Origin of the sequence: Kribbella qitaiheensis (genome assembly GCF_014217565.1) — a bacterium.
GTDB classification, from domain to species: domain Bacteria; phylum Actinomycetota; class Actinomycetes; order Propionibacteriales; family Kribbellaceae; genus Kribbella; species Kribbella qitaiheensis_A.
This window is the reverse complement of sequence record NZ_CP043661.1, coordinates 159,191-180,848: the sequence shown is the minus strand read 5'-3', so window position 1 is coordinate 180,848 and position 21,658 is coordinate 159,191. Positions and strand designations below refer to the sequence as shown.

Annotated in this window: 24 protein-coding genes; 5 read left to right on the top strand and 19 right to left on the bottom strand. The window is 69.0% G+C overall.

Going from position 1 to position 21,658, the window contains the following annotated elements:
- Positions 1-54: 54 nt before the first annotated feature.
- Genes F1D05_RS00825 through def form a run of 3 tightly spaced genes read right to left on the bottom strand, consistent with a single transcriptional unit; the run spans position 55 to position 2,911 of the window.
- Complete coding sequence (locus F1D05_RS00825) at positions 55-1,446, bottom strand: RsmB/NOP family class I SAM-dependent RNA methyltransferase (RefSeq protein WP_185445322.1); 1,392 nt, start codon at positions 1,444-1,446, stop codon at positions 55-57.
- Complete coding sequence (fmt, locus tag F1D05_RS00820; RefSeq protein WP_185445320.1) at positions 1,443-2,372, bottom strand: methionyl-tRNA formyltransferase; 930 nt, start codon at positions 2,370-2,372, stop codon at positions 1,443-1,445. The genes F1D05_RS00825 and fmt overlap by 4 nt, the downstream gene beginning before the upstream one ends.
- Positions 2,369-2,911, bottom strand: a complete 543-nt coding sequence (gene def / locus F1D05_RS00815; protein ID WP_185445318.1) for a peptide deformylase — start codon at positions 2,909-2,911, stop codon at positions 2,369-2,371. The genes fmt and def overlap by 4 nt, the downstream gene beginning before the upstream one ends.
- Before the next feature lie 320 nt (positions 2,912-3,231).
- Between def and F1D05_RS00810 the strand changes: the two genes are divergently transcribed.
- Positions 3,232-4,590, top strand: a complete 1,359-nt coding sequence (locus tag F1D05_RS00810; RefSeq protein WP_185445316.1) for a hypothetical protein — start codon at positions 3,232-3,234, stop codon at positions 4,588-4,590.
- Between the two features lie 168 nt (positions 4,591-4,758).
- On the opposite strand, the gene F1D05_RS00805 is transcribed toward F1D05_RS00810, so the two are convergent.
- On the bottom strand, positions 4,759-4,971 hold the full coding sequence (locus tag F1D05_RS00805) for a hypothetical protein (protein WP_185449865.1): 213 nt from the start codon (positions 4,969-4,971) through the stop codon (positions 4,759-4,761).
- Positions 4,972-5,027: 56 nt separating this feature from the next.
- Between F1D05_RS00805 and F1D05_RS00800 the strand changes: the two genes are divergently transcribed.
- Positions 5,028-5,825: a hypothetical protein gene (locus tag F1D05_RS00800; protein ID WP_246486343.1), complete on the top strand. Its 798-nt coding sequence runs from the start codon at positions 5,028-5,030 to the stop codon at positions 5,823-5,825.
- A gap of 56 nt (positions 5,826-5,881) precedes the next feature.
- Here the strand turns inward: F1D05_RS00800 and F1D05_RS00795 are convergent, their stop codons facing one another.
- Together F1D05_RS00795 and F1D05_RS00790 are read right to left on the bottom strand one after the other, a co-directional pair.
- Positions 5,882-6,505, bottom strand: coding sequence for an HAD family hydrolase (locus F1D05_RS00795; RefSeq protein ID WP_185445314.1), 624 nt, complete (start codon positions 6,503-6,505; stop codon positions 5,882-5,884).
- 47 nt (positions 6,506-6,552) lie between these two features.
- Positions 6,553-7,776, bottom strand: coding sequence for an MDR family MFS transporter (locus F1D05_RS00790; protein WP_185445312.1), 1,224 nt, complete (start codon positions 7,774-7,776; stop codon positions 6,553-6,555).
- A gap of 82 nt (positions 7,777-7,858) precedes the next feature.
- On the opposite strand from F1D05_RS00790, the gene F1D05_RS00785 reads away from it, so the two are divergent.
- Entirely contained in the window at positions 7,859-8,854 is a 996-nt protein-coding gene (locus tag F1D05_RS00785; RefSeq protein WP_185445310.1) for an ArsR/SmtB family transcription factor, read from the top strand.
- Between the two features lie 122 nt (positions 8,855-8,976).
- On the opposite strand, the gene F1D05_RS00780 is transcribed toward F1D05_RS00785, so the two are convergent.
- From F1D05_RS00780 to F1D05_RS00770, 3 genes are all read right to left on the bottom strand, one after another.
- A complete protein-coding gene (locus F1D05_RS00780) occupies positions 8,977-11,016 on the bottom strand; it encodes a primosomal protein N' (RefSeq protein WP_185445308.1) in 2,040 nt (679 codons plus the stop codon).
- 111 nt (positions 11,017-11,127) lie between these two features.
- Positions 11,128-12,321: a methionine adenosyltransferase gene (metK, locus tag F1D05_RS00775; RefSeq protein WP_185445306.1), complete on the bottom strand. Its 1,194-nt coding sequence runs from the start codon at positions 12,319-12,321 to the stop codon at positions 11,128-11,130.
- Between the two features lie 180 nt (positions 12,322-12,501).
- On the bottom strand, positions 12,502-12,825 hold the full coding sequence (locus F1D05_RS00770; RefSeq protein ID WP_185445304.1) for a winged helix-turn-helix transcriptional regulator: 324 nt from the start codon (positions 12,823-12,825) through the stop codon (positions 12,502-12,504).
- 89 nt (positions 12,826-12,914) lie between these two features.
- Between F1D05_RS00770 and F1D05_RS00765 the strand changes: the two genes are divergently transcribed.
- Positions 12,915-13,469 carry a carboxymuconolactone decarboxylase family protein gene (locus tag F1D05_RS00765; protein ID WP_185445302.1) on the top strand — a complete coding sequence of 185 codons (555 nt, stop codon included), beginning with the start codon at positions 12,915-12,917 and terminating at the stop codon, positions 13,467-13,469.
- On the opposite strand, the gene F1D05_RS42445 is transcribed toward F1D05_RS00765, so the two are convergent.
- From F1D05_RS42445 to F1D05_RS00730, 8 genes are all read right to left on the bottom strand, one after another.
- On the bottom strand, positions 13,407-13,691 hold the full coding sequence (locus F1D05_RS42445) for a DNA glycosylase AlkZ-like family protein (RefSeq protein WP_343066664.1): 285 nt from the start codon (positions 13,689-13,691) through the stop codon (positions 13,407-13,409). The two genes, F1D05_RS00765 and F1D05_RS42445, sit on opposite strands and share 63 nt — an antisense overlap.
- 204 nt (positions 13,692-13,895) lie before the next feature.
- A complete protein-coding gene (coaBC, locus tag F1D05_RS00760; protein ID WP_185445301.1) occupies positions 13,896-15,149 on the bottom strand; it encodes a bifunctional phosphopantothenoylcysteine decarboxylase/phosphopantothenate--cysteine ligase CoaBC in 1,254 nt (417 codons plus the stop codon).
- A gap of 10 nt (positions 15,150-15,159) precedes the next feature.
- On the bottom strand, positions 15,160-15,465 hold the full coding sequence (rpoZ, locus tag F1D05_RS00755; RefSeq protein WP_185445299.1) for a DNA-directed RNA polymerase subunit omega: 306 nt from the start codon (positions 15,463-15,465) through the stop codon (positions 15,160-15,162).
- Positions 15,466-15,493: 28 nt separating this feature from the next.
- On the bottom strand, positions 15,494-16,171 hold the full coding sequence (gene gmk, locus F1D05_RS00750; RefSeq protein WP_246486342.1) for a guanylate kinase: 678 nt from the start codon (positions 16,169-16,171) through the stop codon (positions 15,494-15,496).
- A 41-nt stretch (positions 16,172-16,212) separates the two neighbouring features.
- The gene (gene mihF, locus F1D05_RS00745; protein ID WP_185445297.1) at positions 16,213-16,527 is read right to left on the bottom strand and encodes an integration host factor, actinobacterial type; all 315 of its coding nucleotides are present in this window, start codon (positions 16,525-16,527) and stop codon (positions 16,213-16,215) included.
- A gap of 70 nt (positions 16,528-16,597) precedes the next feature.
- On the bottom strand, positions 16,598-16,969 hold the full coding sequence (locus F1D05_RS00740) for a hypothetical protein (RefSeq protein ID WP_185445296.1): 372 nt from the start codon (positions 16,967-16,969) through the stop codon (positions 16,598-16,600).
- Between the two features lie 136 nt (positions 16,970-17,105).
- Positions 17,106-17,477 carry a hypothetical protein gene (locus tag F1D05_RS00735; protein ID WP_185445294.1) on the bottom strand — a complete coding sequence of 124 codons (372 nt, stop codon included), beginning with the start codon at positions 17,475-17,477 and terminating at the stop codon, positions 17,106-17,108.
- Positions 17,447-18,490, bottom strand: a complete 1,044-nt coding sequence (locus F1D05_RS00730) for an EamA family transporter (RefSeq protein WP_206686020.1) — start codon at positions 18,488-18,490, stop codon at positions 17,447-17,449. Before F1D05_RS00730 ends, F1D05_RS00735 begins: the two co-directional genes overlap by 31 nt.
- 68 nt (positions 18,491-18,558) lie before the next feature.
- Between F1D05_RS00730 and F1D05_RS00725 the strand changes: the two genes are divergently transcribed.
- Positions 18,559-19,413, top strand: coding sequence for a LysR family transcriptional regulator (locus F1D05_RS00725; protein ID WP_185445293.1), 855 nt, complete (start codon positions 18,559-18,561; stop codon positions 19,411-19,413).
- Between the two features lie 319 nt (positions 19,414-19,732).
- Here the strand turns inward: F1D05_RS00725 and pyrF are convergent, their stop codons facing one another.
- Positions 19,733-20,590 carry an orotidine-5'-phosphate decarboxylase gene (gene pyrF, locus F1D05_RS00720; protein ID WP_219732985.1) on the bottom strand — a complete coding sequence of 286 codons (858 nt, stop codon included), beginning with the start codon at positions 20,588-20,590 and terminating at the stop codon, positions 19,733-19,735.
- The gene (locus F1D05_RS00715; RefSeq protein ID WP_185445292.1) at positions 20,587-21,657 is read right to left on the bottom strand and encodes a quinone-dependent dihydroorotate dehydrogenase; all 1,071 of its coding nucleotides are present in this window, start codon (positions 21,655-21,657) and stop codon (positions 20,587-20,589) included. The genes pyrF and F1D05_RS00715 overlap by 4 nt, the downstream gene beginning before the upstream one ends.
- Between the last annotated feature and the right edge of the window lies 1 nt (position 21,658).

Sequence of the window (21,658 nt, the reverse complement as noted above, 5' to 3'; positions counted from 1 at the left end):
CACGCACCTTACACCCGGTCCGCAGAATGAACACTAGTGTTCCGACATGGGGCACTAGTGGCGGCGAATGAGCGCGAGGTACATCGCGTCGGTGCCGTGCAGATGCGGCCACAGCTGCACATCCGGCCCACCGCCAAGCGCTGGCACGCCTGGGAACAGCTCCCGCGCGTCCTCGACCTCTGCGTCGCTGCGGCCGTTCAGTACGGCGTCCACGACCGCCCGGGTCTCCCCGTAGTGCGGCGAGCACGTCACGTAGGCCACGACTCCACCAGGGCGCACCGAGGTGATCGCCGACGCCAGCAGCGCCTCCTGCAGCGGCTGCAGCCCAGCGACGTCTTCCGGCGTACGCCGCCAGCGTGCTTCCGGCCGACGGCGTAGTGCGCCGAGTCCGCTGCACGGCACGTCGACCAGCACCCGGTCGTACGAGCCAGCAGGCCAGGTCGGGTTCCTACCGTCTCCGACGAGCACCGTGTGATCACCAGGCACCGCACGCAGGTTGGAACGCACCAGCTCGGCCCGGTGCTCCTGCGGCTCGACTGCAGTGAGCAAGGCATCTCTCTGGTTCGCCAAGGAGGCCAGTAGGGCTGACTTGCCGCCAGGGCCGGCACACAGGTCGAGCCAGCGAGCGTCCTCGCCTTCCAGCGGTGCAGTGGCCAACGCGGCCGCGACAAGCTGCGACCCCTCGTCCTGCACACCAGCACGCCCGGTCGCGACCGCACCGATCCGCCCTGGATCACCACCGCCTTGCAGCACAGCCCCGTACGGCGACCAGCGCGTGCGGGTCGCTCCGGCTTCGACCAGCTCATCCAGCTCGGCAAGGCCGGGACGAGCAACCAGCGTGACGCGAGGCGGGTCGTTGTCGGCGTCGAGCAGGTCCACCAGATCGCCTTCGATCCCACGGACACCGAGCGCGTCGTCGAACGTCTCGATGACCCAGCGCGGGTGGGCCTTGGCGATCGCGAGATAGCCGTATTCGTCGTCCTCACGTGACGGCGCGATGGTGGCGATCCACTGGTCGAGCGTGCGCTGACTGACCTTCCGGAGTACGGCGTTGACCAGGCCGCTGCGGCTCTGGCCGGCCTCGAAGCGGGTCAGCGTGACCATCTCGTTCACCGCAGCGTACGAGTCGACCCGCATCCGGAGTAGCTGGTGCGTGCCGAGGCGGAGCAGGTCGAGCAGGTTCGCGTCCAGCTCGGGCAGGGGACGTGACACGCAGCGCGCGAGCACCGCGTCGTACGTGCCCTGCCAGCGCAGCGTGCCGTGCACGAGTTCGGTACAGAACGCGGCGTCCCGGCCGCTCATCCGCTGGTCGCGGAGGGCCTTGTTGAGGACGAGGTTGGCGTAGCCGTCTTCGGCCGTGACCTGCCGGATCACCCGATAGGCGAGCTGGCGGACCTGGTCCGGACGGCGTTGCGGGGCCCGGTTGCGGGGACTGCGGTCGCTCACTCGGAGCCCAGCCGGTCTTCGTCGACGATCCGTACGCCGCGCGCCCAGTCGGCGGCGGCCATCGGCTTCTTGCCCTGCGGCTGGACCGTGACCAGTTCGATCGCCTTGCTCCCGGTCCCGACCAGCACCGAGGACTTGGTGGCGCGGATCTCGCCCGGCTTCAGCTCGTCATCGACTGTGCTGACTACAAGGACCTTGAGGCGTTCACCGCGGAAGGTGGTCCACGCACCCGGCGACGGGTTGCAGCCACGGACGAGGCGGTCGACCCGCAGCGCGGGCGCGGCCAGGTCCAGCTCGGCGTCCTCGACGGTGAGCTTCGGCGCGAGCGTGATCCCGTCGGCCGGCTGCTCCTGGGCTACGAGAGCGCCTGCCTCGATGCCGTCGAGGGTGTCGACCAGCAACTTCGCACCGGAGACCGACAACCTGGTGAGCAGATCGCCGGCCGTGTCCTTCGGGCCGATGCGCTCGGTCAGGACGCCGTACACGGGTCCCGCGTCGAGTGCTTTGACGATCCGGAACGTGCTCGCGCCGGTGACGTCGTCGCCGGAGATGATCGACTGCTGCACGGGCGCGGCGCCTCGCCAGGCCGGGAGGACGGAGAAGTGCAGGTTGATCCAGCCGTGCGGCGGGATGTCGAGCGCGGCCTGCGGCAGCAACCCGCCGTACGCGACGACCGGGCAGCAGTCCGGCGCGATCTCGGTGAGCCGGGCGAGGAACGCGGGGTCGCTCGGCTTGACCGGCTTGAGGATCTCGATGCCGCCGAGCTCCTCGGCGTACTGCGCGACCGGGGAAGCGACCAGTTTGCGGCCGCGGCCGGCCGGGGCGTCGGGACGGGTCACCACGGCGACCAGTTCGTGGCCGCTGGCAACGATGGCCTTCAGCGCGGTGACCGACACCTCGGGGGTGCCGGCGAAAACGACTCTCACAGACCGAATCCGTTCGTGGGGTGCGGCGAGACCTTGAGCTGGGGCGGGGCACCGAACCACTCCGCCTCGCGGATCGCCTTCATCGCGGCCTTGCGGGTCTCGGTGTCCAGCCGGTCGACGAACAGTACGCCGTCCAGGTGATCGGTCTCGTGCTGGATGCAGCGGGCGAGCAGGTCCGAACCCTCGATCACCACCGGGTCGCCGTACATGTTGAAGCCGCCGGCGATCACGTTCATCGCGCGGCGGCAGTCGAAGGTGAGGCCGGGGATCGACAGGCAGCCCTCGGGGCCGAACTGGTCCTCGGCGGACACGCTCAGCTCAGGGTTCACCAGGTGGCCGAGCTCGCCCTCGATGAAGTAGGTGAAGACGCGCAGACCGACGCCGATCTGCGGCGCGGCCAGGCCGGAACCGGGTGCCTCCCGCATCGTCTCGGTCAGGTCTGCGACCAGCCGGCGCAACTCGGCGTCGAAGTCGACGACGGGGTCGGCCTTGGTGTTCAGAACGGGATCGCCGAACAGACGGATGGGTTGGACCGACACACATACTCCACAGCAGTCACAGACAGGGGACCGACTTAGTCTAGTGCGCCCCTCGCCCGCCAGTTCCCGCACCGCGGCCTGCGAAGCACCTGAAGATGAGAGGCGGATCGCCAGGCCATCAGTAGGGCGCGATCTGGCGGACGGTGAGCGTGCGACGGCGAGGAGGTTCACCGGACGGACGCAGTACTGATGGCTTGGCGGTCCGGAGGCCGGTGGGGTGGGTGGGACTGGCGGGGCTGTTGATTGTTGCCGTGAGCACGTACTGTGGCCTCAGGCGTACCTACAGTCACTACAGTCACAAACGCCCACGGGAGACCACCATGCCCACAGCGACACGGGGGGCAGTAGCACTGATCCTCCTCGGCGCTCTGCTCGCGCAGGCGCCCCTGGCCGGAACCGCCGCCGCGTACGAGCCGCGCGATCCGTCTGCCCGATCCGCGCCCGTCGTTCCGCCGCCGGCTCCGACCAGCGAACCGATCCGTGAGCCGATCAGTGAGCCGATCAGTGAGCCGATCAGTGAGCCGACGACGGTACCTACCGCCGTACCGACCAGCACGCCGTCGGTCCCGCCCGGGCCGGATCCGACCGCCGCGGACGACAAGTGGCCGCCGGTCGCGCGCTCCTGGAGCGAGCTGGCCCAGCAGGTCGAGCAGACCTCGCCGAACGACCAGGTGCTCCGGGCCACTACCGCTGAGCAGTCGACCCAGGTGATGCGTTGCTTCAAGCTCGACGAGGAGAACTACTGCCTCGGCCTCGGATTCGTCGACCAGATCCCGACCGGCGCGCAGATCAGTGCGGCCGTCACGGCGCCGGCACCGGACAGCTCTGCGACCGGCGAGACCGGTGTCGAGCAGGACATCGCGACGGGTGACCAGTCCCCCGTGGCGTTCGTTGCCGAGCGCGCCGCGATGCCGAAGGGCCTGCGGGTCGCCGCTGAGCTCGAGGAAATGCAGACCGCGTGGGACGGCCGCGCCAAGGCCCGCTCGCTGCGCCTGTTCGACTCCGCGTCGACAGCACCCGCAACTCCCGGTATGCCGACGCCGACGCCCACGCCGACTCCGACCACCACGCCTCAGCCGACCCGGTCGACGCCATCGAGTCCGACCACGCCGACGACGCCCAAGCCGTTGCCGAGTTCGGCGTACATCATGAAGGGCTTCCAGGTCTCGCAGGACAAGGGCTACTGGTGTGGTCCGGCGACGTTCCAGTCGATCGACTGGGCCGACGACAAGCAGAAGGACACCCAGGCCTCCTGGGCCAAGGACCTCGGCTCGTCCGACTCGGGCACCGGCATCTCGTCGATGGTCAAGCAGACCAACCTGAAGACGAAGTGGGACCTTGCCGCCGGCACCTATATCGTCCAGAACGTCAGCCACTGGAACTCGCAGAAGTTCCTCGCCATCCACCAGAAGCACCTCGGCGACGCGGCTCCGGCCCCGGTGATCGAGCACGTCCAGCTGCTGAAGCGGTACTTCCCGTACCTCGCCTTCAACCACAGCGGTCACTACCAGGTCGGCCGCGGCTATGACATGAAGAACGGCACGATCGGCATCTTCGAGGTCTTCAACGAGCGCCGCTTCAACAGCCGCGGGAACACCACCGACGGCCCGAAGAACATCCCGGCCTCGGCCATGTTCAACGCCACCCTCGCCAACGCGTTCGAGAACATCGGTCTCTGATCCCGTGCACCTGAAGAACACCCCAGCCGGTACGCCGTTTGGCGTGGGCCCGTCGATCGCGGCGGCCGTGGTGGCGCTGGCGTTGCTCGTCAGCGCCTGCTCCTCCTCGCCGGAGAGCGCTCCCCCACCAAGTCCCTCCGGTACTACGGCAAGCACGCCGGGCACCCCTCAGCCGCCGAGCGGCCCACCGACCACCACGCCAGGATCAACGCCCGGTACGCCGCCGGGAAGCTCGGGCAAGCCGGGCGGCCCGCCGACGTGGACGAAGCTGCCCCGCCAGCCGGTGGACGGGCAGCATGTGGTGACGGCGCTGCCGAAGTACCTCGTGATGCGCAGCAGCGACGAGGCGGGGACCACCGCCATCACCGATCGAGCGAGCAAGCGGGTCGTCGTACGGCATGTGCCGCCGGCCCGGGTTCGTCGCTCAGTCGCCGGTGGTGATCGACGACCGGTGGGCGCTGGTCGAGGAGATCCGTTCGGACGGCCCCTCGCAGGAGATCCGTGCCTATCGGTACGCCCTCGCCTCTGGTGCGAGAACGGATCTCGCCAAGCAGAAAGCGCTCCCCCGCATCTCCGAACCCGAGATCGGCGCGTACGACGGGGTGTTCGCCTACAGCAGCACCGACAGCCACGGTCGGTCCTGCCTGATCGTCGCGGAGCTGGCGACGTTGAAGTCGCGCAGCGTGGCCTGCGTGGCCGACCCGGGCTACATCGCCGATCCCGTCGTGTCTGCCGACTCGGTCACGTTCAGCCAGATCACCGCGCCGTCGACTCCCCAGCGATGCAAGCGGCTCTTCACGGCCGCATTGCCGGGCGGGCCGGCCCGGCCGATCGCGGCGGCGAAGAACTGCATCCAGTGGAGCGGTGTCTCTTTGCGCGGGGCAACCATCTGGTCGGAGGTCGGCGCGGCGGATCCGGACCAGTACCAGAGCAAGGCCTACGTCCGGACCGGCGCCGACAGCCCGGCCCAGTCGCTCGGCCAGATCGTCACCGACACCATCGTTGCCTGTGGCAACTGGATTCATTGGGAGGTCCGGACCGTTACCAACGGCGCCGAGGCCTTCCAGATCCAGCGCTGGCAACCCGGCATCGGCCGCCCGCAACGGATCTACGCGACGCCACCGGACGTGGCGTTGACCGCGCCCAGCTGCCAGGCCAACACCCTGATCGTCGAAGCCGCCCACCTCGGCGGCGGTTCGAAGTACACGGAATCCCTGCAGGCAAGCACGGCCTGAACCAGCTACCGGGGCGCCCGCACCGCGCGGGTCACAACCATCTTGACCCGTTCGGATCAGCTGTTGAGCGGGAGACCGCGCTTTCGTAGGTGCGCGCGGAGGGTGGCGGCGTCGGTAAAGAGCTCGGCGTCGATGCCCACAGCGCGGGCGCCGTCGACGTTGAGCTGGACATCGTCGGTGTAGAAGGTGCGCGCGGGATCCAGGTCGAACCGCTCCAGCAGGATCCGGTAGATCTTCTCGTCGGGCTTCGTCGTCAGCTCGACCCCGGACACCACCTCACCGTCGAATCCGGCCAGGATCGGGAATGAGGCTTTCGCCACCTCCCACTTCTCGTCGGAGAAGTTCGTCAGCGCGTAGTTCGGGATCCCCCGCTCGCGGATCTCGGTGACGAGGCCGACGGTGTCCTCGAAGAGGCCGTTCACCATCTTCAGCCAGCCCTTGTCGTACGCCTCGATCCATTCGGCGTGCTCGGGGTGCAGCGCGGAGAGCTCGGACACCGCCTCGGACCAGCTCCGGCCGGCGTCCTGCTGCTTGTTCCACTCGCCGTTCGCGACGTTGGTCAGAAAGTGCTCGCGCTCGGCCGCGTCCGGGATCAGTTCGCCGTACAGATAGTCCGGGCTCCAGTCCAGCAGCACCCCGCCGATGTCGAACACGACAACATCCACCCTCTGCTCACTCATGCCGCAACCCTACGAAACCCCCGTCCGTAGTCAGTCGGTGAGTCTGGTCAGGCGACTTCCGCAGGGAGGAGGAGGGCGCTTGCCTTGGCCCGGCGGTGGAGGGCTGGGGCCAGGGCCAGTTGGCCTACGAAGAGGATGGCGCCCAGGACGGCGCAGCCGAGCCAAACCGTGGTACGGCCGGCGTGTTCGAGGACATTGGTGCCCGCCAGCGGGCCGATGACGGAGCCGAGGCCGAAGGACATGCTGCCGGCCAGCCCCATGTAGCCGCCGCGCAGATCCACCGGGGCAAGGTCGGCGAAGACCGCGCCGATCACGGCCGCGAAACCGATCTCGCCGATCGTCCAGACCACCACGGACAGCCCGTACCCCCACCAGCTGTGCACGATCGCGCCCAATCCGAAGCCGAGACCCACGATCAGCATCGAGCTCGCCAGCAGCTTCGGCCGGTCGTAGGTGGCCAGCCGCCGGTTGACGAACGGCTGCACGACGACGATCACCACGCCGTTCAGCGCGATCACCAACCCGTACGTCGAACTCTGCAGGTGGTCGGCGGCCATCGCCAGCGGAAGGGTGGAGTAGCCCTGGAAGTAGATCGTCGCGTACCCGATCTGGAGCAGGATCATCAGCAGGAAAGTGGTGTCCCGCAACGCGACCGGCAGCAACTGCCGCCGCGGGCCTTCGTCGAGCACCGGCCGGGTTTCCGGCACCATCCGCCAGATCACCAGCGCCGCGACCACCGACGTACCGGCGTTGATCCAGAACAGCAGGCTGTATCCGACGCTCGCGAGAACGCCCGCGCTGACCGTCGAGACGGAGAAGCCGAGGTTGATCGCCCAGAACAGCAGGCCGTACGCGCGGACGCGCTCCTTCGGCTGGAGCAGATCGGCGACTGTCGCCTGCACGGCGGGACGGAACAGGTCGCCGAGCAGGCCGACGATGAATGCTGATGCCCAGATGGTCGGCATCGACTGGGCTGAACCGAGCAGGATCAGCGCGGCCGCGGTACCCAGAAAGCCGATCAGCATCGTCCGGCGCCGTCCGAAGCGATCAGACAGCCAGCCGCCGACGAGTTGAGAGACGACCGAGCCGGCACCGACAGCCGCCGCTACAGCGCCCGCAGTACCGGCGGACAGGTGGCGGTCCTGGGTCAGGTAGAGCACCAGGAACGGCTGAACGAAGCTGCCGAGTCTGTTCACCAGCTGGCAGACCCAGAGCGCCCAGAATGCCCGGGGAAGGCGGGGAGCGCTCTCTGGCACAGCGGTGGTGGTCATGGGACTACTTTCGACCCTCCTCGGCGACGTGTCGAACATTAGGCACAGAACTAATCGAGATGATCCGGGTTAGAGTGCCGAAGTGATCACCATCAGGCTCAGTGCGGACGACGTGAGCCGGATCCGGTTCGCGTTCTCGCCGGTCTGGGAGGCCGTGACGAGTGTCCGGGCGCTCAGCAACAGCTCGGCCCGCAGCGTGCACGGTCCCTGGCTGCGCAAGATCTGCCCGATTGCCGAGGGCGACGACCTGACGTTGCTCAGGGCACTCATTCCGCCGGTCGGCTACATCCCCGACTTCATCACGCCGGCACCGCCGCGGCGGTCGACGAGCTTCGAGTCGGGCCTGGCCGCGATCGCCGCGACGCCGCATCACCTGGTGGTCGAGGAGATCGGGAAGCTGCACGAGGAGCATCCGCATCCGGTGCTGCCGGAGTTGATGGCTGATCCGGCCAAGGCGTTGGACCGGATCACGGCCGCGCTCGACAGCTACTGGCGGCGGACGATCGAGCCGGACTGGCGACGGATGCGTTCGCTACTGCAAGAAGACCTGGCCTTCCGGCTGGACGAGCTGGCCGCCGGCGGGGTCGAGCGGCTGTTCCGGAACCTGCATCCGTCGGTCCGGTTCAGCGGCGACCGGATCGAGATCGATCGGCCGTACAGCTGTGACGGTGTTCCGCTGCCAGGGCAGGGATTGCTGCTCGTGCCGTGCGTCTTCACCTGGCCCGCGGCGCTGCCGGTGACCGCGGCGCCGCACGTGCCGACGATCACCTACCCGCCGCGGGGGCTCGGGCGGTTGTGGGAGAGCCAGCACGACGCGAGCGAGTCGCCGCTGGCGGACCTGGTCGGCAGAACCCGCGCGGCGATCATGGGCCACCTCGACCTGCCGATGTCGACCACCCACCTGGCCCACCAACTCGGCATCTCGGCCCCGACACTCAGCGTCCACCTCAGCATCCTCCGCGCCGCCGGCGTCGTCGACTCCCGCCGTGACGGCCGCGCAGTCCTCTACTACCGCACCCCCATCGGCACCCAACTCCTCAACATCTCCACCCCCAACCAGCTGGCCGAAACCGCCTGACCGGCCCCCTCGCCCCCACCCAACCGGCGGGCACCACCTGACCGGCCCCCTCGCCCCCACCCAACCAGCGGGCACCACCTGAGCGACTCCGCTTTCCCTCACCCCAACCATGTGGGGTGGTGTCAGCCGAAGTGGACTGGGTCTACCTGGATGCGAACGGAGCCGGGGTTCTTCTTCGTGGTGCGGGCGGCTTGAGCTTCTTTCAACGTGCGAGCGAGAGCCGAGCCCGAGGCACGCGGCGTCCGGACCACCGCTCGGCTGGTTTCGTCGTCGAGCGCGACAGGGCCGAGGATCTCCAAGCCTGCTTGGGGATCCATCAGCTGGCGCAGTCTGGCCAGCAGATCGGCGACCGCTTCGTTGGGTCCGGTGAGCTCGGCCAGCTTGGCGGCGGGTGCGAGCCGCGCAGTACGGCGTTCGCTCAACTCGCGCGTCGCGAATCCCTCCGGACTCCACCGGACTACCGCCTGCAACGGTGTCGCCGACGGCTCCCCCACCATGATCACCGTCCCGCCGTCGCGAGCAGGCCGAACCAACGCCGCCGCGTTGAACCATCGCCGGACAGCTTCCTCCGGCGCCCGCAGATCCTGCCTCGCCAGCAACAACCACGTGTCCAGCAACAGCGCCGCGCTGTAGCCGCCCGCCGCGACCGGCTCCGCACCCGGCGTGGTGACGATCAACGCAGGCTCGTCCGAGACCGTGTCCAACATGTTGTCGCCACCCGAAGTACGAACGAGAACGCCAGGGAACGCTCTCCCCAGTTCCTCGGCCGTTCTCCGCGCACCGACCACGGCCGCGCGCATCCGGGTGTCCCCGCACTCGGTACACCGGTGATCAGCCGCGGGCCGCCCACAAACGCTGCAACTCGCCGGCCCAGAACCGCCCGTACGCCGTAAGGTCCCGCCGCAAGTCGAGCACCTCGACGGAGCCCGGCACGTCTGGCACACCAGACTCGGCAGATACCCGGCCCGCGGAACCTGTACGAGCACCGGCCCCGACCGAAGCCCCTCCCGCGCGATCTCGAAGGCTCGATGTGGCAGCCGCGCGGCACGAGCGCCGGGATCGCGCGCAAGGTCCCTGTCCGACTCCCCCGCGATGTGCACCGAGGGCGCAGCCGCGCGGATCACCGCCCGATCCGCGATGAGCTCGTTGGCCCACTGCGACTCCAGCAGCGCCGCGGTCTCCGCCGACCGGGCGAAGCCTCCGAGCATGACGGCGCACTTCTGCCGATAGGCCCGCAGCAACAGCACCTCACGCGCATGCGGGTAGGGCGCGCGCGGTTCGGCGTACGAGTCGTCGCCGTCGTCCCACAACGCGACCAGCCCGAGATCGGTAACCGGCGCGAAGGCGGCCGCCCTGGTCCCGATCACGACTCGCGTGCAGCCCCGCAAGGCGGCGAGGAACGCGCGGTACCTCGCCGTCGGACCGAGATCGGCCGACAACGTGACATACCCATCCGGACCCAGTACTTCGGCGCAGGCGGCGGCGAGGCGCTCGAGATCACGCGCATCCGGCGCGAGCAGCAACGCCCCACGCCCAGCCGAGGCGCAAACGGCCGCGGCCTGCGCGAAGGCCGTCGCCCAGTCAGCTCCCGGTACGGCGGTCCAGATCGCGCGCGGCGCCTCCGAACGGCGGAGCGCGTCGAGGAACCCCGGCGCGGACGGATACGGCGACCACTCGGACACCGACGACGAGACCACCGGCTTGACCGGCAGCGGGCATCGCAGCGACTCGGCTTCGACCTTCGCGTGGCGGGGCGGCACAGCCAGGCGGGTCACATCCGCCAGCACCCCGGCGTACCGGTCGGCGACGGCGCGGCAGAGATCGGCGACCTCTGGCGTGAGCACCCGCTCGGGTGAGACGACCTTGCGGATCCGGGCCAGCTTGCCGTCGTGGTCGGACGACTCCAGCCGTTCGAGCACGAACCCGTCCAGGTCCTTGCCCGCGAACCGCACCTTCACCCGGGCACCGGGCTGGGCGGCTTCGGCGAGATCGTCGGGCACCAGGTAGTCGAACGGGTGATCCAGGTGCGGCAGCGAGACGTCCACCGCGATCCGGGCGACCGGCAGCGCGGCGGTGATCCCGGCAGGCGCCTTGGTCCGGGAACGCCGAACGGTCTCGCGGAGCAGCGTCAACTGCTCAGGTGAGTCCCCGTTCTGTGCCACTCGGGAACTCTAGTCGCGCCACCCGACAGATGCCGTCAGCCCTGTGGGCAACACACTAAAAGCTCCGGCCCGTGTCCCCGGAGGGGCACGGGCCGGAGCGTGGTGCTGGAGTTACTTGGCGACGGCGGCCTTGAGTGCCTCGACGCGGTCGGTGCGCTCCCAGGTGAAGTCTTCGCCGGTGCGGCCGAAGTGGCCGTTCGCGGCGGTCTGGGCGTAGATCGGGCGGAGCAGGTCCAGGTCGCGGATGATCGCGGCCGGGCGCAGGTCGAAGACCTCGAGCACCGCGTCACTGATCTTGTCGACCGGAATCGTCTCGGTGCCGAACGTGTCGACGTAGAAGCCGACCGGGGTGGCCTTGCCGATCGCGTACGCGACCTGCACCTCGACCCGCGCGGCGAGCCCCGCGGCGACGATGTTCTTGGCCACCCAGCGCATCGCGTAGGCCGCCGAGCGGTCCACCTTCGACGGGTCCTTGCCGGAGAACGCGCCACCACCGTGGCGGGCCATGCCGCCGTAGGTGTCGATGATGATCTTGCGGCCGGTCAGGCCGGCGTCGCCCATCGGGCCGCCGATCTCGAACCGGCCGGTCGGGTTCACCAGCAGCTTGTAGTCGGTCGAGTCGATCTCGAACTGCTCGAGGATCGGGTCGACGACGTGCTTCTTCACGTCCGGCGTCAGCATCGAGTCGAGGCTGATGTCGGCGGCGTGCTGGCTGGACACCACGACGGTGTCGATCCGGATCGCCTTGTCACCGTCGTACTCGACCGTGACCTGGGTCTTGCCGTCGGGACGCAGGTACGCCATCGTGCCGTCCTTGCGGACGTCGGACAGCCGCTCCGAGAGCCGGTGCGCGATGGTGATCGGCAGCGGCATCAGCTCGGGGGTCTCGTTCGTCGCGTAACCGAACATCAGGCCCTGGTCGCCGGCGCCCTGCAGGTCGAGTTCGTCGACGGATGAGTCCGCGCGGGTCTCGTACGCCGTGTTGACGCCCTGGGCGATGTCGGGCGACTGGCTGCCGATCGCGACCGAGACGCCACAGGAAGCACCGTCGAAGCCCTTCAGCGACGAGTCGTACCCGATCTCCAGGATGCGCTTGCGCACGATCCCGGGGATGTCCACGTACGCCGACGTGGTGACCTCGCCGGCCACGACCACCAGGCCGGTCGTGACGAGGGTCTCCACCGCGACGCGGCTCTTCGGATCCTCGGCCAGCAGTGCATCGAGGATGGAGTCGCTGATCTGGTCAGCGATCTTGTCCGGGTGACCTTCCGTCACCGACTCGGACGTGAAAAGGCGCCTCGCCACGGTTCTCCCTCAGGTTTCCTTGTCTGCCACACAGCGGGCCGGCCACACAGCTGACGGCTTACCCCACCTCGCACCGACTCCAGCGATGCTCCTGGGCAGTATGCCAGGCCAGCGGTCACAGGTCAGGTCCGCCGGGTCAATTCATCCATATCGCGGAATCTGTGACCGAATGGTGGACATTCAGGCTTGTGAGGACCATCGCTCCGACCAGGCCTGCAGTGGCTTCAGCGCCCGTTGCAGATCCTGCCCGAGCGCCGTCAACGCATGGGCCCGCGCGTCGTCCTGCCAGATCAGGCCGGCCTCGCGCAGCTCACCCAGTCGCGTGTTCAGCACCGTCGGCGAGATGTCGTCGCATTGCTGTTGCAGGGCACGGAAACCGACCGGGCCGTCCCGCAGTTCCCACAGGATCCGCAGCACCCAGCGCCGGCCGAGCAGATCGAACGCGGCCATGATCGGCCGGCCGGTCCGCGACCCCCGTACCGGCTGCCCGGGCATCGGCGTCATCGCATCTCCCTCTCTTGCGCTACTGAATCCGTAGCGGCATGCTGGGATCCTCCGCTACTAAAACCGTAGCACTGTCTCCGGGAGGCCCGATGCCATCCAGGCTGCACCCCGTCGAACCGCCGTACAGCGACGCGGTCAAGCGTTTGCTGACGAAGCTGATGCCGCCGGACTCCGGCTACGAACCGTTGCTGCTGTTCCGGATCCTCGCGCTGAACACCGACCTCGCATCGCGAGCCCACCCGATGGCATCCGGCCTACTGGTCAAGGGATCGCTGCCGGCCCGGGACCGCGAACTGCTGATCAGCCGTACGACGGCTCGCGCGGGCGCGGAGTACGAATGGGGCGTCCACGCCGTCGTCTTCGCCGAAGCGGTCGGCCTCGACCGCGACCTCGTCGACAAGCTGGCGCTCGGTCCGTTGGATGCGGCTTTCGACGGTCCGGACCTCCTCCTCGTGACGGCCGCGGATGAACTGCACGACAGGGCGACGCTGTCAGACGAGACCTGGAGTTCGCTGCGGGTCCGCTACGACGATGCCCAGCTGATCGAACTGATCTTGCTCGTCGGTTGGTACCGCACCCTCTCAACGCTCATCAACGCGGTAGAGCTCCCGCTGGAGGCCTGGGCTGCTCGCTTTCCCGGCTGAGCCAGGCGTGCGCGCCGACGGTGATCTTGCCGATCGTGAGGGCGGGGTGGCATCGACGATCTCGCCCAACCGGGCGACCTGATCGTCGAGGTCGCGGAGCCGCCTCGCGGTCAGGTCGCGCAGAGGTTCGACCGTCACCTCAAGACGACGGCCGGCGCGCCTGTGATGCCAGACCCCGGCGACGATGCCGTCGACCACCTGACCCGTCTGCTCCTGCGCCATCCGCACCCCCGGCGCGAGCCGGCTCCCTTCCCGAGGCAACGCAGCCAAGGCAACCGTCCACAGCCGTCCCGAAGGACAGGTAGTGCACCCCACTACGCCGTACGCCGGGTGCCGGGTCGCGCTCAAGTGCACTAGGACCTGGCCACCATTACCTGTCCATCGGCACACCCCGGCGAAGGAGCGGCGTCCTGGGGTGGGCGGGAACTATCGCCAGTGGGTGGCGACCAGGTTCCAGATGACGCCGGCGAGGGCGTCCTTGCTGCCGGAGGGGAAGGGCAGGGCGCCGCCGTCGCGGTCGAGGATGACGGCTTCGTTGGTGTCGCTGCCGAAGACCTTGCCGCCGGAGACGTCGTTCACCACCAGCAGGTCACACCCCTTGCGTTCGAGCTTGGCGCGGGCCAGCTCGATCACGCTGTGCTCGGCGTCACCTGTCTCGGCCGCGAAGCCGACGATCACCTGGTCGGTGCGCTGCCGGTCGTGCGAGATGGTGGCGAGGATGTCCGGGTTCTGCACCAGGCTGACGGCCGGCACCGAACCGTCGGCGGTCTTCTTGATCTTGTGTCCGGAGACATCGGCCGGGCGGAAGTCGGCGGGCGCGGCCGCCATCACGATGGCGTCGGCGTCGACCGCGCGACTGGTGATCTCGTCGTACAGCTCGCGGGTGCTGGTCACCGGGACGACCTGTACTCCGGCCGGATCGGCCAGCTCCGAGTTGGCGGCGACCAGGGTGACCTTCGCGCCGCGAGCGGCCGCGATCCGGGCCAGGGCGTAACCCTGCTTGCCGGATGACGAGTTGCCGAGGTACCGAACCGGGTCGAGGTGTTCACGCGTACCGCCGGCGCTGACCAGGACGTGTTTGCCGGTGAGGTCAGCGACGGACTGCCCCGCGGCCCGGGCGGTCTCGTCGGCGAGCATCAGCTGACTGATCGCGAAGATCTCGGCGGGCTCAGGCAGCCGGCCGCGGCCGGTATCGGCGCCGGTCAGGCGCCCGACGGCGGGGTCGAGCACGGTGATGCCGCGCGAACGCAGCGTCGCTACGTTGGCCTGCGTCGCTGGGTGCTCCCACATCTCGGTGTGCATCGCGGCCGCGAACAGGATCGGGCAGCGCGCGGTCAGCAAGGTGTTGGTGAGCAGGTCGTCCGCCAGGCCGTGGGCGGCCTTGGCGATCAGGTTCGCGGTGGCGGGCGCGACGACGACCAGGTCGGCGCCCTTACCGATCCGGACGTGCGGGACCTCGTGCACGTCGTCGAACGGGTCGGCCGTGACCGGCTGACCCGACAGCGCCGCCCAGGTGGCCGCGCCGACGAACTCCAGCGCGGCCGCGGTCGGCACGACCCGGACCCGATGGCCCGACTCGGTCAGCCGGCGGAGCAGATCGCAGACCTTGTACGCCGCGATGCCACCGCCGACACCGAGCACTACAGACGGCCGGTGGGCCGCAGTCGTGGGCTCGGTCATGACTGGGTGGTTAGACGGACTTCTCCGCGGCTGCGGCGGCTTCCGCCTCGGCCTCGGGGTCGATGTCCGTGCAGGTCAGCACGCCCTCGTTGATCTCGCGCATGGCGATCGAGAGGGGCTTCTCCTGGACGTGGGTCTCGACCAGCGGTCCGACGTACTCCAGCAGGCCTTCGCCGAGCTGGGAGTAGTAGGCGTTGATCTGCCGAGCCCGCTTCGCGGAGTACAGCACCAGCTTGTACTTCGAGTCGGTACGGGTGAGCAGGTCGTCGATCGGCGGTGAGGTGATGCCGATGGCGACGGGCTGGTTGCCAGACAAGTTCAGCTCTTTCCAGAGATGGAGAGGGTTATCGAATCAACTTTACCAACTGATCGGCCGCTTCCCGAACGGAGGCGTTCACGATCGTGACGTCGAATTCCTTCTCGGCCGCCAGCTCCAGAGTAGCCGTCTGGAGTCTGCGCTCCCGTTCTTCGGCCGTTTCGGTCCCCCGGCCGACCAGCCGGCGGACCAGTTCGTCCCAGCTCGGCGGGGCCAGGAAGACGAAATGCGCGTCCGGCATCGTCTCCCGCACCTGCCGCGCGCCCTGCAGGTCGATCTCCAGCAGCGCGGGCCGGCCGTCGGCCAGTTTGTCGAGCACCGGCTGCCGGGGCGTGCCGTACCGGGCGGCCTTGTGGACGACGGCCCACTCGAGCAGCTCGTCCTCGGCGATCATCCGGTCGAACTCGGCATCCGACACGAACAGGTAGTGCACCCCGTGCACCTCGCCCGGCCGCGCCTTGCGGGTGGTCGCCGAGACCGAGATCCAGATCTCGGGGAAGCGCTCCCTGATGTCGGCCGCCACCGTCCCCTTGCCGACCGCGGTCGGCCCGGCCAGCACCGTCAGCCGCGCGCCGCCGAGTCCACGGCCGGTCCGGCCGGAGGGGTTGTTGCGCGGAGTCGCCGTGCCGCTGTCCCGGCGCGTTGCCCGGCTCGCTGCGTTTCCGGTGTCCGAATCCATCTCCCCGGCCGTCCCCGTTTGAATCATGATCGGTTCCGTACTCGTGATCAGTTCCGTCGACATCAGCTTCACTCGGCGAATTCGCGCTCGAGCGCGGCGATCTGGTTCGTCCCCAGGCCGCGGACCCGGCGGGTCTCGGAGATGCCGGCCCGGTCCATGATCTGCTGGGCGCGGACCTTGCCGACGCCGGGGATGCACTGCAGCAGCGCGCTCACCCGCATCTTGCCGATCACGTCGTTGATCTGCCCCTCGTGCAGAACCTGCGTCGGGGACGCTCCGGAGTGCCGGATCCGGTTCTTGATCTCGGCACGCTCACGCCGCGCCGCCGCGGCCTTGTCCAGGGCCGCCGCACGCTGCTCCGGGGTCAAAGAAGGAAGTGGCACCGTTTCACCTGTCCCGTTTTGTGGCTTCGAACGTGAACCTAACACGGCTTCGGACAGCCTCGGGACAGGCTCAGTTCAGGGAGGGGACATCCACCTTGCAAGCGTCCTTCGCATGCGTGGCGATCGCCTGGTACGCCGTGGTGACCGAGCCGGTTTCCTTACTCAGCCGAGCCAGCTGAACGCGGTCCGTACCAGCCTTCTGCGCCTTCTCCGCGAACGTCACGATCGCGGCCCAGTCGTCCTTGACCTCTTTGGGTGCGCTGTCCTGCAGCTTCTTGGCGTCAGCGAGGATCTTCACGTAGTCGGCGGCGTTCTGCGTGTCCACGTTCACCGCGGACGCGGCGTAGCCGGCGAGGTCGACGCAGTACGCCTGCTCCTCGGTGCACGCGGTCAGGCCGGCGGCCGCCACGATCATCGCGGCGGTCATCACTACAGTGCGCATCAGGTTCTCGGCCTCGCTGTCGGTCGGTCGGGGATGAACCCCCGACGCTACCGGTCGCGATCAACCCCACGAACCGGCCCCGCGGACCGCCCGTTGCCGGCCGGCCCGCGGTACGGGCGATTCGTCGTACTGGTGGTCAGTTGCCTTCGATGTTCACCTTGCAGGTGTCCTTCGCCTGCTTGGCGATCGCCGTCGACGCGGCCGCGATCTTCTGGCCGTCATTCTTGGCCAGTTCGGTCAGCTTGGTCGTGTCGCCGCCCGCGTCCTTCGCCTTGTCGGCGTAGTCCAGCACGGTCTTCCAGTCGTCCTTCAGGTCGTCCGGCGCCGACTTGGACAGCTTCTTCGCCTCGGTGCGCAGCTTGTCGACCGCCGCGGTGTCCTTGATGTCGAGGCCCTTGACCGCCTCGGCATAGTTCTGCAGCTCGCTGCAGTAGTCGCCGCCCGAGCACGCCGTCAACGTGCCGACGCTCAATGTCACTACCGCCGCGAGGGCCGCAACCTTACGCATGCCGTTCCTAACTCTTGCTTGCGGAGAGACCTGCTCTCCCCGTCGCCGCAACCCTTCCGAATGGTGGGGTCATCTGCCCGCAGGGCACGCCGTGAAGAACGTCGCACCGCCGGACTGGAACCACCCCGTAACCTGCCGCGTCGCCAGCCAGTTGAGGCGGCGACAGCGTTCGCGGCCACGATCGCTGCGATCGCCGCCCAGGCGAGCCCGTCCAGGTGCTGGCCGAGCATCACCAGACCGACCAGCGCCGCCAGTACCGGGTTCACGCTCATGAACACCCCGAAGAACTGCGCAGGGCCCCTCCTGAGGGCCAGCACGTCCATCAGGAAGGGGACGGCCGACGACAGCACGCCCGCAGCCAGCGCGTAGCTGATAGTGGCGAGCGTCGGAGGGTGCCTGACGAGCATGACGATGCCGATCGGGACGTAGGCGAGCCCAGACACCGCAGCCGCGGCACCAGAGCCCTGTACGCCGGGTAACTCCCGTCCCATCGCCCGGTTGAGCAGGATGTAGCAAGCCCAGCAAGCCGCGGCCACCAGGCCCAGCCCGATGCCCAGGTAGTCGGTGCTCGCCTGCGGCCGAGTCAGTACGACGACAGCCGGCGCAGCCGCCAGCGCGCAGTACAGGTCGATCTTCCGTCGCGAGCCTGCCAGCGCCACCGCCAAAGGCCCGAGGAACTCCAGCGTGACGGCGAGGCCCAGGCCTACTCGGTCGATGGAGGTGTAGAGCGTCAGGTTCATGGTCGCGAACACCGCGGCCAGGCTCAGCACGAGCCGCCACTGTCTGGCTGTGAACGACCGGAACCGTGGCCGTCCGACCGCGAGCAGCACGACCGCGGCGACCCACTGCCTGATCGCCACTACTCCGGCCGGTCCGATCACCGGGAACGCGAGCGCAGCCGTCGCGGCCCCCACCTGCGTCGACAGCCCACTCCCCAGCATCATCGCCACCCCAGCCGACCGGTTCGTCCCGACGTCCGGCTCTACCTGGAGATTCCGCCTCACGGTCCTCATGGTGCGAGCCTGAGCCTGCGGCGAGCATGCGCAAAATGCATCATTGGGGCCATCTATACGCTGGAGTCATGGATCTGGAACTGCGGCAACTGCGGTGCCTGGTCGCGATCGTCGACGCGGGGACTTTCACCGACGCCGCCATCGAGCTGGGCGTCTCCCAGGCGGCCGTCTCGCGCAATCTGCTCGGCCTCGAGCGAGTGCTCGGCGTACGGCTGCTGCACCGGACCAGCCGGACGATCACGCCCACCACAGCCGGCGTACAGGTGCTCCACCGTGCCCGGCATCTGCTGGCCGAGGCCGAGGATCTGGTCCGCGAGGCGACGACCGGTCATGCGCGGCTGCGGATCGGCCATGCGTGGTCGGCTCTGGGGTCGCACACCGCCGAGTTCCAGCGGATCTGGGCGACCCGCTACCCGGACGTCGAACTACTCCTCGTCCGCACCAACACTGCGACCGGCGGCCTCGCCGAGGGCCTCTGCGACCTCGCCGTGGTCCGGGTGCCCATCGACAGTCACCGCTTCGCGCACGTCACCGTCGCCCACGAACGCCGGTACTGCGTACTTGCGGCGGACGACCCCTGGGCGCGACGCCGCTCGATCACCCTCGACGAGGTCCGCGAGCGCACCCTGCTGCTCGACCGGCGCACCGGCACCACGAGCGCCGACCTGTGGCCCGAAGGTCTCCGGCCGCGACTGGAGTACATCCAGGACATCGACGACTGGCTGGCGGCGATCGCCACCGGCCGCTACGTCGGCATGACCCCGGAATCCACCGCCACCCAGTACCGCCGCGACGGCATCGTCTACCGCCCACTCCGCGACGCCCCACCGGTCCCGGTCCACCTTGCCTGGCGCCGTCACGACCCGCACCCGGCGACTCACGCCGCCATCGCGTTGGCCACCGAGCTCTACGCCAAGCCCTAGCCCCACCCCGTCCGCCACGGTTGACCAGATCCCGGGCTCGCTGGGGACGTCCCGGACCGCCAGCCCATCAATACCCCGCTTCCGACCACCTCCACTGGCACTCGCAACGCTCACCACCAGGCAGAAAGACCCCCATTGATGGCCTGGCGGTCCGGAGGGCAGCCCCCGCCCGCCGGTGAGGCGCGAACCCCAACGCGGAGGGGCGAACCCCACCGAAGTGCTTGCTGGCGTCCGGGCCCTTGCCCGCGGAGGGTGTGGCGCCGGGTGAGGTGGCTCGCCCGATCCCAGGAGCAGGTTGCGCCTACCGACGGCCGTACGGTCAGTAGCCCAGGACGGTTCTGAAGGACTCGTTGGTGCGGGCGGCGGCATCGCGGAGGGAAGTGGCGTCCGGCCCGGCTCCGAGGATCTCGCGTGAGCTGGAAGGCAGGACATTGCGGACGGCCGCACCGAAGATCTCGGTCAGCCCCGCAACGGTTCCGCCTTGAGCTCCCAGGCCGGGGGCGAGGAGCGGGCCGCGGATGTCGAGGTTCTCGTCGGTCGACTTGATGGTCGCGCCCACGACGGCACCGAACGATCCCAGGTCGTCGGCCTCCGCGTTGAGTTCGCGCAGGCCGTCGAGTACTGCGCCGGCGACGGTCTGGCCGGCCGTAGTGCGGGCGGACTGGAATTGCGGGCCCTCTGGGTTCGAGGTGAGCGCCAACACGAACAGCCCGGCCCCCGCCGCGCGGGCCTCGTCGATCGCCGGTTGGAGCGAGCCGAAGCCGAGGTACGGGCTGACGGTCAACGCGTCGCAGGCCAGCGGACCCTTCTCGGCGAGGTAGGCGGACGCGTACCCGGCCATGGTCGAGCCGATGTCACCACGCTTGGCGTCGATGATCACCAGCGCCCCGGCCTCACGGAGCCGGATCGTGGCCTGTTCCAGTACTGCGATGCCCGCCGATCCGAAGCGCTCGAAGAAGGCGGACTGCGGCTTGAAGACGGCGACGTGCTCGGCCAGCGCGTCGACGACGCCATAGGTGAACGACGCAAGGCCTTCCGCGGTGTCGGGCAGGCCCCAGGAGTCGAGGAGGTGGGCGTGCGGGTCGATCCCGACGCAGAGTGGGCCGCGCTGGTTCATCGCGGCGCGCAGACGGGTGCCGAAGGGCTGGTTGCTCATGGGGAGATCTCGCTCTCTCATCGATGCTCCAGAAGGCGGTTCGTCCGGCGTACGAGGCCGGGACCGCGATAGATCAGGCCGGTGTAGAGCTGGACCAGGCTCGCGCCCGCGTCCAGGAGGCGGGCGGCGTCGGAAGGATCCAGGACGCCACCGACGCCGATGATGGGGAGCGCTCCCCCGGTCTCCGAGTGGATGTGCGCGACCGTCTTGGCGGAGATCTCGGTCAGCGGCCGTCCCGAGAGCCCGCCGGCCTCGGCAGCCATCACCTGATCGGTAGCGGCAAGACCGTCGCGGCCGATCGTCGTGTTGGTCGCGATGATCCCGGCGACACCGACGTCGGTGCAGACGCCGAGCAGTTCGTCGATCGCCGGCTCGGTCAGGTCCGGTGCGATCTTGACCAGGATCGGCTTCGGCTCCAGGCCACCTGCCGACAGCGAGGTCGCCTCAGCATGCAGTGCGGTGAGGAGCTCCCGGAGGTGACCGGAGTCCTGCAGAGAGCGCAATCCCGGTGTGTTCGGCGAACTCACGTTGACCGCGAAGTAGTCGCCGTACCGGTAGAGCCGCCGCAGCGAGGTGACGTAATCCTCGACGGCGTCCTCCAGCGGCGTCACCTTCGACTTGCCGATCGAGATCCCGAGCGGGTAGCCGAGATCGCCGTACGCCGCCAGCCGGTCCGCGAGCGCCGCCGAGCCGAGGTTGTTGAACCCCATCCGGTTGATGACGCCTTCGCTCTCGACCAGCCGGAACAGCCGCGGCTTCGGGTTCCCCGGCTGGGCCTGCGCCGTCACCGTGCCGACCTCGACGAAGCCGAACCCGAGTGCCCGCCAGGCCGGCAGGGCTACCCCGTTCTTGTCCATCCCGGCGGCCAGCCCGACCGGACTCGGGAAACGCACCCCGAACACGGTCCGGGCCAGGCCGGCCGGGAGAGACCCGTAGGTCCGCGAGAGAGCGCTCACCGCGCCGGGAACGCGACTCAGCCGACGCAATCCGTGCAGCGTCTGCTCGTGCGCGATCTCCGCGTCACCCTTGCCCAGCCGGTAAAGCACCGGCCGGACCACCTTGCCGTACAAGGACCCGTCGAAGGACATG

Excerpts from the sequence above, each read along its gene's own strand:
- F1D05_RS00730 (WP_206686020.1), bottom strand. The coding sequence starts at position 18,490 with ATGAGGACCGTGAGGCGGAATCTCCAGGTAGAGCCGGACGTCGGGACG.
- F1D05_RS00770 (WP_185445304.1), bottom strand. The coding sequence starts at position 12,825 with ATGACGCCGATGCCCGGGCAGCCGGTACGGGGGTCGCGGACCGGCCGG.
- F1D05_RS00735 (WP_185445294.1), bottom strand. The coding sequence starts at position 17,477 with ATGCGTAAGGTTGCGGCCCTCGCGGCGGTAGTGACATTGAGCGTCGGC.
- F1D05_RS00810 (WP_185445316.1), top strand. The coding sequence starts at position 3,232 with ATGCCCACAGCGACACGGGGGGCAGTAGCACTGATCCTCCTCGGCGCT.
- F1D05_RS42445 (WP_343066664.1), bottom strand. The coding sequence starts at position 13,691 with ATGGCGCAGGAGCAGACGGGTCAGGTGGTCGACGGCATCGTCGCCGGG.
- F1D05_RS00715 (WP_185445292.1), bottom strand. The coding sequence starts at position 21,657 with ATGTCCTTCGACGGGTCCTTGTACGGCAAGGTGGTCCGGCCGGTGCTT.
- F1D05_RS00740 (WP_185445296.1), bottom strand. The coding sequence starts at position 16,969 with ATGCGCACTGTAGTGATGACCGCCGCGATGATCGTGGCGGCCGCCGGC.
- F1D05_RS00725 (WP_185445293.1), top strand. The coding sequence starts at position 18,559 with ATGGATCTGGAACTGCGGCAACTGCGGTGCCTGGTCGCGATCGTCGAC.
- coaBC (WP_185445301.1), bottom strand. The coding sequence starts at position 15,149 with ATGACCGAGCCCACGACTGCGGCCCACCGGCCGTCTGTAGTGCTCGGT.
- pyrF (WP_219732985.1), bottom strand. The coding sequence starts at position 20,590 with ATGAGAGAGCGAGATCTCCCCATGAGCAACCAGCCCTTCGGCACCCGT.
- gmk (WP_246486342.1), bottom strand. The coding sequence starts at position 16,171 with ATGATTCAAACGGGGACGGCCGGGGAGATGGATTCGGACACCGGAAAC.
- F1D05_RS00765 (WP_185445302.1), top strand. The coding sequence starts at position 12,915 with ATGCCATCCAGGCTGCACCCCGTCGAACCGCCGTACAGCGACGCGGTC.
- F1D05_RS00795 (WP_185445314.1), bottom strand. The coding sequence starts at position 6,505 with ATGAGTGAGCAGAGGGTGGATGTTGTCGTGTTCGACATCGGCGGGGTG.
- F1D05_RS00790 (WP_185445312.1), bottom strand. The coding sequence starts at position 7,776 with ATGACCACCACCGCTGTGCCAGAGAGCGCTCCCCGCCTTCCCCGGGCA.